The organism is Streptomyces sp. NPDC054956, assembly GCF_053609185.1.
Window position 1 is genome coordinate 48,140 of record NZ_JBSGXB010000011.1, and the last position, 14,407, is coordinate 62,546.

Here is a 14,407-nt window from a genome sequence, read left to right on the forward strand (position 1 = left end):
GATACGAACGAAAGAGCCACACCATGACCACTGATGCACCCCTGCCCCTCTTCGAGCGGCTCCACCTCCCCGACACGAGCCTCGCCCGGGACGCCTACGCCTACGTGGCCGGGGCCACGGCGGACTTCATCCTCCATCACAGCGTGCGCAGTTACGTCTTCGCCCGGGCCCACGCCCGGAACCAGGGCTTGAGCGTGGGTACCGACTACGACGACGAACTGCTGTTCCTCGGCTGCGTCCTGCACGACATCGGGGTGAGCGAGGCAGGCAACGGCGACCAGCGGTTCGAAGTCGACGGCGCCGACACCGCAGCGGCCTTCCTCCGCGAACGCGGCGTCGAGGAACGGCGCGTCGCCATCGTCTGGGACGCCATCGCCCTGCACACCTCGGACGGCATCGCCGGACGGAAAGGCCCGGAGGTGGCGCTTGCGCAGGCCGGCATCGGCACCGACATCCTCGGAATCCGGCGTGAGGACCTTCCGCCCGGCCTCGCCGACGAGGTGCACGCCCTGCTCCCCCGCATGGACCTGGCCTACGCACTCAGCGACGCCATCGTCACCCAGGCCGTGGCCAAGCCCCACAAGGCGTCCCCGCTGACGTTCCCGGGCGCCCTGCTCCGCCACCATCTCCCCTACGGCGCCCACCCCGACTGGTACGACCTGCTCGCCTCGGCAGGCTGGGGCGACAAGCCCGTCGGCGCCGCGGCCCGGCGCCGCGCCGAGACGCCCGAGGAGGTGGGGGCCCTGTTCACGGAGTACCTGGAGGCGGGTGACATCGAGGGCCTGGTGTCGCTGTACGAGCCGAACGCCCACTTCGTCCCCGCCCCTGGAACCCACCTGGTAGGCACCGCGTCCATCCGGAAGGGCCTGCAAGAGCTGATCGACACGGGCGCTCGTCTCGCGCTCGAACTGCGCGACATCCGGCAGGTGGACGACGTCGCCCTTGTATCGAACACCGCCACCCTCACCTGTGCCGGTCATGAGCCGGTCGTCTCCACCACCACGGAGATTCTCCGACGCCAGCCGGACGGAGGCTGGGCCCACGTGGTGGCCGACCCCTACTTCGGCCAGAACGTGCCCCCGTCCCGCCGGTGATGCCGCGCCAGCTGACCGGCTGCCCCCACTTGGACGCGAATTCGCCGAAGCCGACTGGATCAACACCCTCCACACCTTCCTCCCCCGCATGCAGCTCGCCGCGTGCGCGAACGGCACCCACCAGGAACCGCCGCTCATCGTCCCCCACCGCCCCCACCGCCCGGCGCCGCCGAGGCCTTCGACCTGTACCTGGCACCCTCCGACGCGACGACCGCCCCGCCCGTCCAGGTGGACCCGTCGCGGAAGGGGCCGGCGAGTGGCTGAGGGCCCGGCGACGTGGCTCTGTCGCTTCAGCTCGCGATGACGGCAGAGCGAGTTACCGGTCGGGCATGCGGCTTTTCTGCACAATTGAGGGAAACGCGAATCATCCCCCCGAGCAAGGGCCCCCGGCCGACAGCCGGAATTGGCCTTTGACCGCCGGTGCAGTGGGTTGTGCACTGGCAGCATGCCCTGCGGCTGGTGGGATGATCGCTGGACAAGATGTCAGGCATCGTGGAGGGCATGATGGAGGGCCGTTTCGCCGACCCCGGGGTCAAGGTGTACGAGTTCGCCGATGAGGTACTCGTTCGCTGCCCGGTGTGCGGGGGCTGCGCCCTCGTCCTCGCGCGGCTGGGTGAGTGCGAGCACCGTTGGGTCGGCGGCCGGGAGTACACCCGTCGACGGCTGCGGTGCGGCTGCGGGCACGTCAGGGACGAGTTCCAGGACTGCCGGACGTTCGGCCAGCCCGTCGACCCGTACTTCCAGCTGCCTCTCTGGCTGGCTGCGGACTGTTGCGGCGGACAGCAGCTCTGGGCGTACAACCTCGCTCATCTCGACCTGCTCGAGAGCTACATCGGTGCCGGGCTGCGTGAGCGCGCCGCAATTCCCGGCTCGATGAGCCTGGTGGAGCGGCTGCCGGCCTGGGTGAAGTCGGCCAAGCACCGTTCGGAGGTTCTTCGGACCATTCGCCGGCTGCGCGCCTCGGTTCCGCAGGGCCGACAGGCTGACCAGCCGGTCGACGACGTCCCCAGGAGGGAGCTAGGCCGCATCACCGCCCTGAACCAGACCGGTTAGAGGAGCTCGCCGCCCTTGAACTGAAGTGAAAGGCGGATGCTGGCGGAGTGCGGCGACTCTGCCTGCTCGCCGGAAGCCTGCTGGGCGCTTGGACGGGGGCGCCATGGGCACTGCATCGAGCAGCAGAACCGTCCGCTGTGACCTGCGGGTCAGAGCACTTCTCAGAATCGCTTCACCACCGGGCTAAAGCCCGATGCACTGCGATTAGCCCCGGTAGCGGCGGCGGCCGAGACCGAGGACATGGATCAGGTACTGATGGCTTTGTCCACGAGACTGGCCTTCTTCACGGGTGAAGCCCGTTCGTCATGACTTCGGGAGGCACCCGCCGAGGCGGGACGTCGATGTTCACGAGAACGGGAGGAGCAGGCCACAGGGGGTCGTGAGACGCCCAGCGCGTAGGCGGCACGGAGGACTTCCTCCGCGGCGACCCGCGGGCGGCCGGGGTGCTGGCATCCGGGTTCTCGCACAACGAGGTGAGGTCGATCCTGCGCGCGGTTGGCCATCCTCGCGGGCCGGCTGCTCGACGCCACACCCGGGCCGGCCGCTGGTGGAGCGGGCAGCCCGGGTGGACCGGCCCGGCGTCAGCCGGGCGCGTCGTGCGACCTGGTGGTGCGGGGGCTGTGAGCCCGTCTCAATTGCCGATGCCGGAGGTTCCGAGGCCTGAATTGCCGATGCCGTGGCTGCCGATGCCCGTGTTGGCGATGCCCGCGTTACCCAGACCCCAGTTGGCGATGCCCGCGTTGCCGACGCCGTCGTTGAAGGCGCCTGCATTGCCGACGCCCGCGTTGCCGATGCCCGCGGTGCCTACGCCGTCGGCGCTGGCCGCGCCGGCGCCGCAGATGGCCAGCACTGCCGCGGCACCCAGCGCGGCCGTCACACGGAGAAGAGTGGTGCGCATCGTCGTATACCTCCTGGTTTGGGAGTATTTTCCCCTTATCTCTACCACGCGGCAGTACCGGATACGGGGATAAGTGTCCGAAGCCGCCGTGTCCGCCCAGATGCCTCGATCGACGGCGTGCGCGGGTCACAGGTCGGCGGCCCAGAAGACCCGCCCACCGCGGCGCCGCCGAGGCCTTCGACCTGTACCTGGCACTCTCCGACGCGACGACCGCCACGCCCATGGAGGTGGACCGGCCGCCGAAAGGGCCGGCGAGCGGCTGACCTTGACGTTCAACCGACGGTCGCCCCCCAGCTGCCCCGGGCCGTCCGGCTCTGTACCGCCAAGGCGTAGGTTCGAATCTGCCAGCGATGGCTAACCGAGGTAGCAGCGCAAGGGGGCCGGTGTGACGCACGATATGGAAATCCAGGTCGGGACTGACGTACGGATTACCGGGGGGCCGTTCGCAGACTTCACGAGCCCCGTGGTGGCTGTCGACCATGTTCGGGGCCGGATCGAGTTGACGGTGGACATCCTCGGTGGCGCGACCAGGATCGACGTCCCTTTGTCGGATGTCGTGAGAGTTGTCTGATCTTGTTCCTCATGGTTATCCGGCCGCGTTCGGCGACGGACTCGGGGCGCCGGACGGCTTTTACCCACGTCGTAGCAGCACAGGCAGCCGGATGATGAGGGCTGGCCCCAGAGTGAAGCGCGCCGGGAAGAAACGTCTGATCACAGCCGTACCGTGCTGGTCGGTGGCGGGTGTCCAGGGTGAAGGGCGCCAGTCTTACGTGAGGTTCGCTGGGCATCGCGGCTGCGTCGGATCGCAGGTGCACGGCCCGGCCAAGAGGTGCCGCCTGGCGGAACGGCCTGACACCCCGACACCCCGCATCCGGCGCACCGGGCTTCACCGGTGTCCCGGCCTCGCAGGCCGACAATGCGTGAAGGAACGGCCGGCGGGACAATTCTGGCTCCGGCTCCGGCCCACGTGACGGGACACAGCGACCATGACGGGACATGCGCATGCCGGCGGGGGCGGGAAATCCCGGGGCAGGTTCGGCCGTCGGGACCGGGCGGTCATCGCGGCCGCCGGCATCTGCATGCTCCTGGTGCAGATGGACTTCTTCGCACTGAATCTGATGCTTCCCGTCATCGGCCGGGACTTCCACACCCCCACCACCGACCTCCAGTGGCTGTTCAGCGGCTCCATGCTCGCCCTCGGCGCCCTGTTGATCACCGGTGGCCGGGCCGCTGACCTGTGGGGCCGCAAGCGTGTGCTCGTCACCGGACTCACCGGCTATGCCATCGCTTCCGTAGGGTGCGCCGCGGCGCCGAATCTCGCCTGGCTGATTGCGGGGCGAGTCGTCCAGGGATGCACCACGGCCCTCGTCTTCCCCGTGGCCGTCGCAGTGGTCACCGCGTACTTCCAGGACGCGCGCCGAGGACGTGCCGTCGCCATCGTGATCACCTGCGGCACGATCGGAACCGTTCTGGGGCCCGTCGTGGGTGGGGCCCTGGCCGAACACGTCAGCTGGCGCGCGTTGTTCCTGCTGAACCTGCCGTTCTGCCTGACGGCCATTGCGCTCCTGCTGCGGCATGTCCCCGAGACGCGCGACGAGCAAGCCGGAGGCCGGCCCGACCTGCCCAGCGTGCTCACGCTGGCCGGCGGTGTGGCCGGCATCCTGATCGGCGTGGACCAGGGCAGGCGCTGGGGCTGGGACTCCGCAGCGACCCTCGGCTGCATCGCCGCAGGGGTGGGGCTGCTGGCCGTGTTCCTCCGCATCGACCAGCGCTCCGAGCGACCGTTGCTCGACCTCGGGCTGCTGCGCAACCGCCTCTTCGTCGCCGTCGCACTCGCGGGAACGCTGTCCAACATGGTCCACGCCCTGGTCAACCTCTTCTCCGCGATCTACCTGCAGCAGGTACGCGGGCTGTCGCCCCTGGGCTCCGGACTGGTCTTCCTGGCGCTGTCCGTGGGCCTGGGGGTCGGCAACTACTGGTCGGGACATCTCGCGGAGCGGATTCGTCCCGAGACCCTGATCGCGGGCGGCCTGCTGCTCAGCGGCGTCAGCCTGTTCACCCTGACCTGGATGACCGACCTTGCCACGTACACGGCGGTCTTCGCGGTGGTGGGCCTCGGCGGCGGGCTCGTCTGGGCGCTGGCGAACGTGACCACACAGTCGTACGTCGAGCCCGGACGCCTCGCCGCCGCGTCGGGTCTGTTCCTGACGACGATCGTGCTGTTCGGCGCCATGACGCTGGCCGTGGGCTCCACCTTGCTGGAGGCGATCAGCGGCTCGCCGGTGCACGCAGCCTCCGACGGCCCGGCCATCAACACCCTGCTGCGCGGGGCCGCGCTGCTGTCGGTACTGGGATCCGCTGCCTTGATCCCGACGGTCCGGGGCCGGCGGCCGGCCGGCGGCTGAGGCGCCGGCCGGCAGTGGTGCAGGGCCGCCGGTTCGGTCGCCCTCAACGCCTTCGAAGGCCGACTCTCACCCACCGACTGCTGACCCCTGACAGCTCCATCACCACTGCTCACTGGGCAAAGGACTTCCCTGCTGGCGTCGTGGCGCCGTCGTCGCAGTGAGGGCACATCCGCCAAACCGACGACAACTCGAGCAGACCCTAATGCCTCGGCTCGACGGTGTTGCCGTGCTCGTCCACCGGGAGGGGACTGGCGGGGTTGATCTGCCCGGTCCGACTGAGTTCGCGGATGCGTTCCGCGGTCGGTGGTTCGTTCGTGTCGTGTACGGATGGCTGCCGGACGACGGTTTCGGTGCCCGGGTACTGGACGAATCCCAGGAGTGCTGCGGCAGCGGCTGCGGCGGCGATGGCCGCCGGTAACGCCTTCATCGTGGGCACGGAGGCCTCGAGGCTGAGGTCTGTTGTGGTGCGAGGGGAGGAGCAGACGGGTCTGTTCCTCCCCTCCCCTTCTACTGGATAGCGGCTGCTCACGCCCGCGTGATTGGCCCGCGAAAGCAAGCACACGTAGCTGAGACACCGTGAGCATGACGAGTTACCCTGCCGAGCGAATGACAGCCGCCCCTCCGCCCCTGCGGCGAACGTCGCCACCATGCTCACCTTGAGTGTCTGGCAACAGGCTCCCGTGAAGCGGACCTCGCGGCTGACGTCCGGGCCCGGCCGCGAGCCTCGAGCGCTTGGCGGCGCGGAACGGCAGACCGCCGCTCCGCGCCGCCGAGCAGGTCGGCTCAATCCCAGCGGCTCGGATCGTGGACGGCCCGGGTCCACTGGGCCTCGAACTCGTCCTGGCCGATCACGAACGGCACCCACTCGGGGGCGTAGCGGTCCACCAACGGCGGGTTGAAGGGCCAGTCCTCCGGGGTGCTCCGGTAGGCCGTTCCGTCCTCGGTCAGCTCGACCTGGCGGAGCCGACGGCCGTCGGGGCCGACCTCCATCATGTAGACGATCGGGTCGTCGTCCTCGTCCCACAGGCGGCTCAGATACAGCAGGTCCCGGCCGGCCAGGGCGCCGAAGCCTGGCATGCCGCGCTGGGCGTCCCGCTTGGCTCGGGCCTCGTCCAAGCCGGGCGGTGTCGTCGGTCCGTCGACGTCGGCCTCGTCGAGGCCCCACGTCTCGGCTTCCGCGCGGGTGGCCTCGGTGTGTACGACTTCCACGTCGGCGAAGGTCTCCAGCACCTCCTGTTCGGACCGGGCGCGGACCCACCACCAGGTTCCGCCCATGCCGTAGTCGTTCAGGACCAGGAAGCGTGTCTTCGATGCAGCGTCAGAAGGGACCACCCATCAACCCTAAGACGGGCCAGCAATTGATCTCGTGGTGGGTCGAGGCGAGCTGAGGGGGCGGAGCGGGACTGGACAGAGCCCGTGCCGGCCACAAGCGGCTCGGCACCCGGTTCGACGAACGCGCCGTCCGCTACCGCGCCAGGATCGTACGGCCTCTCTGATCCTCTGGTCCGCGGACAGGAACGGGGCCAGGTCGAACGGCCGAACGGCTCGCTCCGCCCGGGCATGCTGGTTCTGGCCGACCGAGGCATGCCGGGGCCCCGTCTACCGCACCTGGCCGTGACCACGGCCGACCTGCAGGGGCTGATCGATCCCCGGGATCTGGAAACTGCCCGTCGGGGAGGTTCTCCCCGTAGCCGCTTCTCACCAGGGACGTTGGTGAGCAGCAGCGTCGCCCGGTGCACCACTTGTCATTGGCTCCGCATACGGTCTGCGCATGCTTGATCAGAGACCCCCCTTGTCATCGGTGTCCGACTTCGCGACCTGGGAACCCGTGCTCCGGCTCATGCTGGCCGACGACACGGATCGGCGTGCCGCCCGGCCGGCGCGTGTCGCAGGGCGCATCAGCCAGCACGGCACGAGCCTGGCGTACCGGGGATCCATGTCGCCGGCAGCGCGGACCGCGGTGGAGGACATTCAGCGGGCGCTCGCGCGCGGCGGAGTCCAGGAGATCGCGTTCAGCGCGGAGGTCCAGCCGGATGGTCGGACCACACTCGGCCTGGTCTGGCCGAGCCCGGCCGTGGAACCGGCTCTCGGCTACCCGGACCTGGGCGTCCTGGTTCTGGCCGACGCCTCCCTTGCCGAGCCCTGGCTTCGCCAGGCCGATCCGGTGCCCGGAGCGGTGCCGGCGCCGTCGGCCGATCCGGAATTGCTGGAGCGGACGCTGCGCGCGCGATTGCCCGGCGCCGTCGGAGCGACAGAGGACGAGATCGCCGCAGCGGAAGCGCGCCTTGGTGTCACGCTGTCCGATGAGCTCAAGGTGCTGTACCGGGTGACACGGGTGTACGGCAAGGACGACGAGATCGATCTCGAGGAGGCGGACCGGGCCGGCGAGGCGGTCGGCTGTGAGCTCTCCGGCCTGGAGCACCTGTACAGCGTCGACGCCGCAGTGCGTCACCCCGGCTGGGATCACGCAGCGACGCATGCGGTCAACATCGGGGCCGACGCCGCGGTGCAGGGTCTGGCCGGCTCTCCCGGCTGGATCGGCTTCGGGACCAACGGCGGCGACGAATTCGCCGTCGACCTGACCCCCGGCCCCGCCGGCTACCTCGGGCAGATCATCCTGGTCGACCACGAGCAAAGCCTCGGTGCCGACCTGGTAGCCGATTCCCTCACAGATTTCGTCCTGGGCCGGATGAGGGAAGAAGCCCGTGGCCGCCGCGCGGACAAGCTTCCCGTCGAGGCCGAAGTCGGCACCGGACGCCTCGAGACCATCCAAGCTGCCTCCCATCCCGCCCTGGAAGTCCTGTCCATCGGAGCCTGGGACGGCGCACCCTTCAGCCTCGCGCCTGTCGTCGGGCTGCCCCGACTTCGCACTCTGACCGCCATGCCCGGCACACTGGCCGACCCCCTGGAGGTCGCTGAGCTCACGGCACTGGAGTTCCTGGAAATCGGCGCGCAGGAATGGCGCGTCCTCCTGGACGCCGGAGCCGTCCCGCGCACGCTGAAGGCGGCAGCCATCAAGGTGCGGGACCAGGACCACCTGCCCGTTGCAGCCCTCGCGAACGAGATCCTGGCCCTCTGGGACCGCCCCAAGATCACACAAACGCTCCTCGCGGGAGACCTCGGCCCTCCGATGTAGTCAGCGGGACCGCACGCCCCACGGGAGCCGAGCGCTGTAGTTCGCGCCCCTCTGGCGAACTACAGCACTTGATCGCAGCCAGCCTGCTCGGGCACGAAGCGAAACGGAACGGCTCGCAAAACATTCCCTGAAAGAGGCGCAGGCGCGGAACACTCGACCCCGGCGGAGCAGCGAAATCCAAGGGCCGCGAGGTCGTTACTGGCGTAGCCCCCGATGCCGGCCGATCGCCAGATCGGTCGGGACGTACGCCCAGGACACTATCGGCACCCCCTGCGCTCCACTCCCCCATAGCCCGAAGGGGCGTAAGGGGAATCCTACGTTTGGCAGTACATGCCCAGATAGACCCGGCCGTCCAAATTTGCACCATCCGGGACGTATGCCGAGTAATCCACTCGACAGTGCCCGTTCCAATCACGAGCCTTCAGGACCCATTTATATTTCTGCCCAGCAATCAGCGACCATCCTTCACCGCCAGGCTTCGCAAGTTCATCGACCTTACCGCCGGACACCTCCGTGAAATCCGACAGATCCATACCCAATGACTTCAAATATTCCCTGGAATCCACCGGGGAACTCTGGAAGGTTAGCTCCACTCCAAACCCGTCCGGATCGGAACTCTCGCAGAATCGAACGCCGTCACCCTCAGGAAGGGCGGGGAGATAATACTTCTCGAGAATTGACGGCGAAAGTGCGGCGGCTTTGCATGGTCCACCCATCTTCAATCCACCACCCGCCTAACCAGCCAGCGCGACAGGGGCAGTCGCCATAACCAGAATCAGGGGGAGACGCCTATACCACATGGCCATCACTCCGAATACGTTCGGTTGGAGCTGATTCCGACCATTGGATACTCTCTCGCGAGCCCGCACTCGTGAAGTTGGGCGAATGGAGCAAGCGGATACCCATCGCCTGCTTCGCCTTGTCGAAATTCCAATCCTTATATATCTGAACGCGATACGTTCCGGTCACCTTCCTCCCTCCACCAGAATCGCAGACCTGAAACTCCCCAACTATTCGCATCTCTACATGTCCGATTACCACAGACCCATCAAGATTGTTGAACCTGGTCCCGGCCCACCGGCCATCGACCAGGAACGAGCACGTCCCCGAACCGCATTTAGAGCGAGCTGCGGAAGACCACTTATCGAGTATCTGATCAACACCCTGAGATTTCTTATCTGCTCCCACGTCGGAGCGGAACCCATCATCCTTCAACGCTGGACCGCCGGCCTCACCCTCCTAGGAGCCGTCGGCTAGGGCCTGTCCGGCGGATCATGTGACCTTTCGACAGGTCGCTCGTTGGTTCGGTCATGGGTCGGGGGGATCTGACGAATCGCGAGTGGTCGCTGCTAAAGCCGCATATACCGCCTTCGGGCGGCCGGGGAGGCCGGTGGAACAACCACCGCACGGTCCTCAACGGGATCCTGTTCCGGATACGCACCGGTGTCCCGTGGCGGGACCTGCCGGAACGTTACGGCTCCTGGAAGACCTCCTACGAACGGCATCGCCGCTGGTCGGCGGACAGCACCTGGGACCGGATCCTGCAGGCGGTCCAGGCCGACGCCGACCTGGCCGGACGGATCGACTGGGGCATGGTCGGCGTCGACTCGACGTCCTGCCGGGCCCACCAGCACGCGGCTGGCGCCCGCAAGGCCAAGCCGCAGGTCCCGAAAAAAGAACGACGCCCCGGCACCACCGCCCCGACGAGGGACTCGGACGGTCCCGGGGCGGCCTGACATGCAAGATCCATCTCGCCGGTGAGGGTGGCTGCCGCCCCATGGCCTTCCTGCTCACGCCGGGCCAGTGGGGCGACGCCCCACAGATGATCGAGGTCCTCGACCGGATCCGGGTTCCCCGACCGCTGGGCGGACGACCTCGGACCCGGCCCGAACACATCAGCGACGACAAGGCATACAGCTCCCGCCGCAACTGCCGTTACCTGCGACGGCGCAACATCAAGCACACCATCCCCGAACCGAAGGACCAACGGGCCAATCGCCGACGCAGAGGCAGCGCAGGCGGCAGACCCACCGGCTTCGACCCTGACCGCTACCGGCACCGCAACGAGGTCGAACGGACCATCAATCGCCTCAAGAACTTTCGTGCCGTCGCGACCCGTTACGACAAGAGGGCCTACGTCTTCCACGGCACCGTCACCGCAGCGGCGATCCGCTTGTGGCTCCGCCCATAATCGGCCGGCCGGGACAGCGGTGGGACGCCGATTTTGGGCACGGCGTGCCGTCAAACCCGCCATCCGCCGCAGAACAACCAGGTCAATCGCTGTGTGAAGTGGTGCCGCCAAAGCCACCACGGCAGTCGACGGTGGGCAACGAACGACCACAGGTCGTCATCGGCTTCGTTGCCGCGCGGGCAAGCACGGAGTAGCGCGAGAGATCGCTGGTCAACGGTCCTATGCAGACGAGCGACGTGGGCCAGAGCGATGACACCTTGGCGGCGGATCTCCGCATCCTTGGACTCCATCGCCTTCCTGACCCGCGGCAGAATCACGTCCGCGTCCGCGTGATTGAGTGCGAGAGCGATGACAGCCACCCCCACGAGCGGCTCACCCCGATCGAACGCGGCATCGACCTCCTCAGGCTGATCGATCCACCGCAACGTGGACCCGTCCTGCCAGTCCAGGACGGGCGTCGAATCGACGGAAGCGCTCTCATCGCGGTGCACGCCCCGACCTTACCGAGGCGCCCCACACCTCGATGACATCCCACTAACGCCATGATCCGCCGGACAGGCCCTAACCCTGCCCACTGACCGATGGCCCGTCTCACCCGGCACCCTTCGGGGGAGACGGGCCGTCGGGCGGTCCGGTCTGGAGCCACCCATGGCTCTGGGCCGGACCGCCTTGTGCGCGAGGCCGGGCCGACGCGTCAGGCAGGGGCCGGGCTCGGACGGGGCGTCCTCGCATCGGCAGTCGACCGGGGGGCAGGGCGCTCTGGTCCCACCCGTACTGACACGCCGACCACACGCCATGACGGCAGTACCTGGCTCGCTAGTGGGGCGTTCCCGCGAACGCGGCGTCGGACGGTGCTGCCGGACCGTGCCAATGTTCCAGCGCCTGGTGGAGCCCGTCGGCGTGGTCCTGGCCGGCGGTGCGCAGCCAGGCGGTGTGCCCGTCCGGCCGCAGGAGGATGGCCCGGAGTTCGGGGTGGTCGGGGCACGTCGCGGTGACGATGTTCACGCGGTCTGCCCATCCTGCGGCCGACTCGTGGATGGTGCTTCCTACGGTCAGGTCGAGTAGGAGGCCGCGTCCCGAGGCGAGCAACCCGGTCAGGCGCGTGGGGCCGTCGCCCGTGGTCAGGGCGAGGTCGGGGGCCAGGCGGCCCAGCCAGGGGTGGTCGTCGGAGTCGGGGTGTATCCCGTAGCGGGTGTCCAGTCCGGTGATGGTCTCGGCGAAGGCGCGGTTTCCCGCAGGGTGGCCGGCGACGCGGGTGAGCAGGTCTGCGATCGGCCCGAGCCGGTCGTCCGCCTCGCCGAGCAGCACCTGGGCCTGTGTGTTGGCCAGCACATGCGCACCAGCGGTGTGGCGTTCGCTGTGGTAGCTGTCGAGCAGGTGGGCCGGCCCGGTGCCGTGCACGGTGGCGGCGAGTTTCCAGCCCAGGTTGAACGCGTCGTCCAGGGCGACGTTGACGCCGATCGCCCCGGCCGGCGGGTGGATGTGCGCGGAGTCCCCGGCCAGGATGACCCTGCCCCGGACGTACTGGGCCGCCTGCCGGGCGGCGTTGCCGAACCGGGTCAGCCAGCGCGCGGCGCGCAGCTCGACGTGGCGGCCGAGCGCGTCGTCCACGACGGTTTGGAGCAGGTCCAGAGTGACCGGGGTGTCCTTGTCCGCAGGGGGTTGCCGGTCGTGGGTGATGACCCTGACGTAGCCGGGGCGGGGGATGACGAACACGGTCCCGCCGGGGCCGGTGGTCGTGCCGAACGGCAATGCCCCGGGGTCTGCGAGCTCGACGTCGCCGAGCAGGGAGAAGCGGGTCGCCTCGGTTCCGGGGAAGTCGATGCCGGCCTGTTTGCGGACGGTGCTGCGGCCGCCGTCGCAACCGACCAGGTACGCGGCCTGGACACGGTACTCACCGTCGCCGGTGGTGACAGTGGCGGTGACGGACTCGGAGTCCTGTTCCAGGGTGCGCAGTTCGTGTCCGCGCCTGATGTCGGCCCCCAGGTCGAGGGCGTGCGCTTCGAGGATTTCCTCGACCCGGGTCTGCGGGATGCCCAACGAGTACGGGTGGTCGGTGTGTGTGCCCGCGAGGGTGAGCGTCACGGGCAGGCCGGAGAACGCGGCGTGCGGCACTTGCCAACCCTCGGCGATGAGCCTCTCGGCGAGGCCGCGTCGCGCCAGCAGGTCCAGGGCGCGGGCGTTGAGGTTGAATCCCCGGCAGTAGCCCGGCCGCTGCGCGTGGCGTTCGACCACGACCGTGTCGACTCCGGCGAGCTGGAGCTCGCCGGCCAGCAGCAGCCCGGCCGGGCCGGCTCCCACGATTAACACCTCGGTCATCGGGTGCTCCCTTCCGGGTTGACGGGGGTGGACCAGGTCCACCCTTGTTCGGTTCGCTCGACCTCGGGCCAGAACAGGCTGCCGTCGCGGATCTCGGCGATGGTCCGCCGCGTCCAGGCCAACTCGGCCTCCCAGGCGTGCAATGCGCACTCTGTTTCGATCATGAACAGCCGGGGGACCTTGCCGGAGCCGACCGTGTCGGCCAGCACCGCGCTCGTCTCCTCGATCCGCTGGGCCAGATGCCCCGCCCGTTCGGCCAGTGCCTCCGTCGCCCTGTTCGGACCGAGTGCGCCGAGGTAGGACACCGCGGCCATGAACTTCGGGTACTCCGCGACGGGCGTGCGGAGGAGTTCATCGATCCAGTGGACGAACTCGCTCTGGCCCAGCTCGGTTGCCGCGTACACGGTTCGCTCCGGCCGCCTGCCGTCGCGCGCCGTCTCCACTGGCTCGATCCAGCCGTGCCGGACCAATGCCTCCACCGTGTCGTACAGCGACCCGGAGTTGACCTTGAAACTGCTGTCCTTGTGCCGCTCCCGCAGGGTGGACGCCATCTCGTACGGGTGCATCGGCTGTTCTTGCAGCAGGCCCAGCACGGCGAGCGCCAGTGTGTTGGAGATCTTCCGTTTCGCCATCTATATCGCCGCCTCCTAATAGTAGGAGCCGACTATATGGCATCAGCTGCCGGAGGCGGCCCGTACGCCCGATCGGCTCTCCGAGCTCGTTCTCACTCGAGTGGTGACGGACCCTCAGGACAGCACCGAGAGCGACGCCGACGATGTCGAGCGCCACGGCCGCCCGCGCTGCCAGGTCCAGCCAGGCTCGCCCTGACGCTCTCGCGCGGGCGCTCTCGCCGGGAGCTACCACACCGGCCGTTTCAAGAAGATCGCCAGGCTCCCGGATCGGCGCCGATATCCTCGCGGACGTGATCTACGAGAGAACGATGGGCATGGATGAGGGCGCTCCGACGACAGCGCACCTCCGCGATGTACTGAACCGTGCTGGTCACGTCGTGATCGCCGAGAGATCTCCTGACGAGGCGGACTCCGTCGACGTGGCGCGGATCGTAGTGACCGGTGCTGAGATCGCAGACCTGGCCCAAATGCTGGCCATTGTGGACGGCGGCACCGGCGACCAGTGCCTGTGCGACGGCTGGCCGACGATCATGGTTCACGGCGTCGAGGGCGAGCTGATCGCCTGCTGGACCCTGCACCACCAGTCCGGTCTCCGAGGAATCGGTGACTGCGATGCCGACCTTCAGGACGGTCCGGCACTCACCGAGTGGCTGGCGGAGCGAGGCCTGACCAGATCGCG

13 protein-coding genes are annotated in these 14,407 nt (G+C 68.5%); 6 read left to right on the forward strand and 7 right to left on the reverse strand.

From position 1 onward, the window contains the following. The first annotated feature begins 23 nt into the window (after positions 1–23). Both ACWGDE_RS04180 and ACWGDE_RS04185 read left to right on the forward strand, forming a co-directional pair. Positions 24–1,094 carry a nuclear transport factor 2 family protein gene (locus tag ACWGDE_RS04180; RefSeq protein WP_453387427.1) on the forward strand — a complete coding sequence of 357 codons (1,071 nt, stop codon included), beginning with the start codon at positions 24–26 and terminating at the stop codon, positions 1,092–1,094. 480 nt (positions 1,095–1,574) lie between these two features. Next, a complete protein-coding gene (locus tag ACWGDE_RS04185; RefSeq protein ID WP_453387428.1) occupies positions 1,575–2,147 on the forward strand; it encodes a hypothetical protein in 573 nt (190 codons plus the stop codon). 631 nt (positions 2,148–2,778) lie between these two features. Here the strand turns inward: ACWGDE_RS04185 and ACWGDE_RS04190 are convergent. Beyond that, positions 2,779–3,045 (reverse strand): hypothetical protein, encoded by a 267-nt coding sequence (locus ACWGDE_RS04190; protein ID WP_453387429.1) that lies wholly within the window; start codon positions 3,043–3,045, stop codon positions 2,779–2,781. A 986-nt stretch (positions 3,046–4,031) separates the two neighbouring features. Between ACWGDE_RS04190 and ACWGDE_RS04195 the strand changes: the two genes are divergently transcribed. Next, on the forward strand, positions 4,032–5,450 hold the full coding sequence (locus tag ACWGDE_RS04195; protein WP_453387430.1) for an MFS transporter: 1,419 nt from the start codon (positions 4,032–4,034) through the stop codon (positions 5,448–5,450). A gap of 199 nt (positions 5,451–5,649) precedes the next feature. On the opposite strand, the gene ACWGDE_RS04200 is transcribed toward ACWGDE_RS04195, so the two are convergent. Continuing rightward, positions 5,650–5,877, reverse strand: a complete 228-nt coding sequence (locus ACWGDE_RS04200; RefSeq protein ID WP_453387431.1) for a hypothetical protein — start codon at positions 5,875–5,877, stop codon at positions 5,650–5,652. Positions 5,878–6,233: 356 nt separating this feature from the next. Then, entirely contained in the window at positions 6,234–6,782 is a 549-nt protein-coding gene (locus tag ACWGDE_RS04205) for a hypothetical protein (RefSeq protein WP_453387432.1), read from the reverse strand. 439 nt (positions 6,783–7,221) lie between these two features. Between ACWGDE_RS04205 and ACWGDE_RS04210 the strand changes: the two genes are divergently transcribed. Beyond that, on the forward strand, positions 7,222–8,586 hold the full coding sequence (locus tag ACWGDE_RS04210) for an SMI1/KNR4 family protein (RefSeq protein WP_453387433.1): 1,365 nt from the start codon (positions 7,222–7,224) through the stop codon (positions 8,584–8,586). A 314-nt stretch (positions 8,587–8,900) separates the two neighbouring features. Here the strand turns inward: ACWGDE_RS04210 and ACWGDE_RS04215 are convergent, their stop codons facing one another. Next, the gene (locus ACWGDE_RS04215; protein ID WP_453387434.1) at positions 8,901–9,152 is read right to left on the reverse strand and encodes a hypothetical protein; all 252 of its coding nucleotides are present in this window, start codon (positions 9,150–9,152) and stop codon (positions 8,901–8,903) included. A 744-nt stretch (positions 9,153–9,896) separates the two neighbouring features. Here ACWGDE_RS04215 and ACWGDE_RS04220 point away from each other — a divergent pair. Beyond that, positions 9,897–10,777 (forward strand): IS5 family transposase gene (locus ACWGDE_RS04220; protein WP_453387435.1). Its coding sequence is split into 2 segments (ribosomal slippage): positions 9,897–10,257 and positions 10,257–10,777, totalling 882 coding nucleotides; the frame shifts between segments, so codons are not numbered across the junction. A gap of 50 nt (positions 10,778–10,827) precedes the next feature. Here the strand turns inward: ACWGDE_RS04220 and ACWGDE_RS04225 are convergent. From ACWGDE_RS04225 to ACWGDE_RS04235, 3 genes are all read right to left on the reverse strand, one after another. Further along, positions 10,828–11,268, reverse strand: coding sequence for a hypothetical protein (locus tag ACWGDE_RS04225; protein WP_453387436.1), 441 nt, complete (start codon positions 11,266–11,268; stop codon positions 10,828–10,830). 325 nt (positions 11,269–11,593) lie between these two features. Continuing rightward, positions 11,594–13,096: an FAD-dependent monooxygenase gene (locus tag ACWGDE_RS04230; protein WP_453387437.1), complete on the reverse strand. Its 1,503-nt coding sequence runs from the start codon at positions 13,094–13,096 to the stop codon at positions 11,594–11,596. Beyond that, on the reverse strand, positions 13,093–13,728 hold the full coding sequence (locus tag ACWGDE_RS04235) for a PadR family transcriptional regulator (RefSeq protein ID WP_453387438.1): 636 nt from the start codon (positions 13,726–13,728) through the stop codon (positions 13,093–13,095). The genes ACWGDE_RS04230 and ACWGDE_RS04235 overlap by 4 nt, the downstream gene beginning before the upstream one ends. Before the next feature lie 290 nt (positions 13,729–14,018). Here ACWGDE_RS04235 and ACWGDE_RS04240 point away from each other — a divergent pair. Next, positions 14,019–14,407: hypothetical protein (locus ACWGDE_RS04240; protein WP_453387439.1), on the forward strand; the 389-nt coding region annotated here is incomplete at its 3' end.

Coding starts and splice junctions, on each gene's coding strand:
- ACWGDE_RS04180 (WP_453387427.1), top strand. CDS start 24: ATGACCACTGATGCACCCCTGCCCCTCTTCGAGCGGCTCCACCTCCCC.
- ACWGDE_RS04185 (WP_453387428.1), top strand. CDS start 1,575: ATGTCAGGCATCGTGGAGGGCATGATGGAGGGCCGTTTCGCCGACCCC.
- ACWGDE_RS04190 (WP_453387429.1), bottom strand. CDS start 3,045: ATGCGCACCACTCTTCTCCGTGTGACGGCCGCGCTGGGTGCCGCGGCA.
- ACWGDE_RS04195 (WP_453387430.1), top strand. CDS start 4,032: ATGACGGGACATGCGCATGCCGGCGGGGGCGGGAAATCCCGGGGCAGG.
- ACWGDE_RS04200 (WP_453387431.1), bottom strand. CDS start 5,877: ATGAAGGCGTTACCGGCGGCCATCGCCGCCGCAGCCGCTGCCGCAGCA.
- ACWGDE_RS04210 (WP_453387433.1), top strand. CDS start 7,222: ATGCTTGATCAGAGACCCCCCTTGTCATCGGTGTCCGACTTCGCGACC.
- ACWGDE_RS04230 (WP_453387437.1), bottom strand. CDS start 13,096: ATGACCGAGGTGTTAATCGTGGGAGCCGGCCCGGCCGGGCTGCTGCTG.
- ACWGDE_RS04235 (WP_453387438.1), bottom strand. CDS start 13,728: ATGGCGAAACGGAAGATCTCCAACACACTGGCGCTCGCCGTGCTGGGC.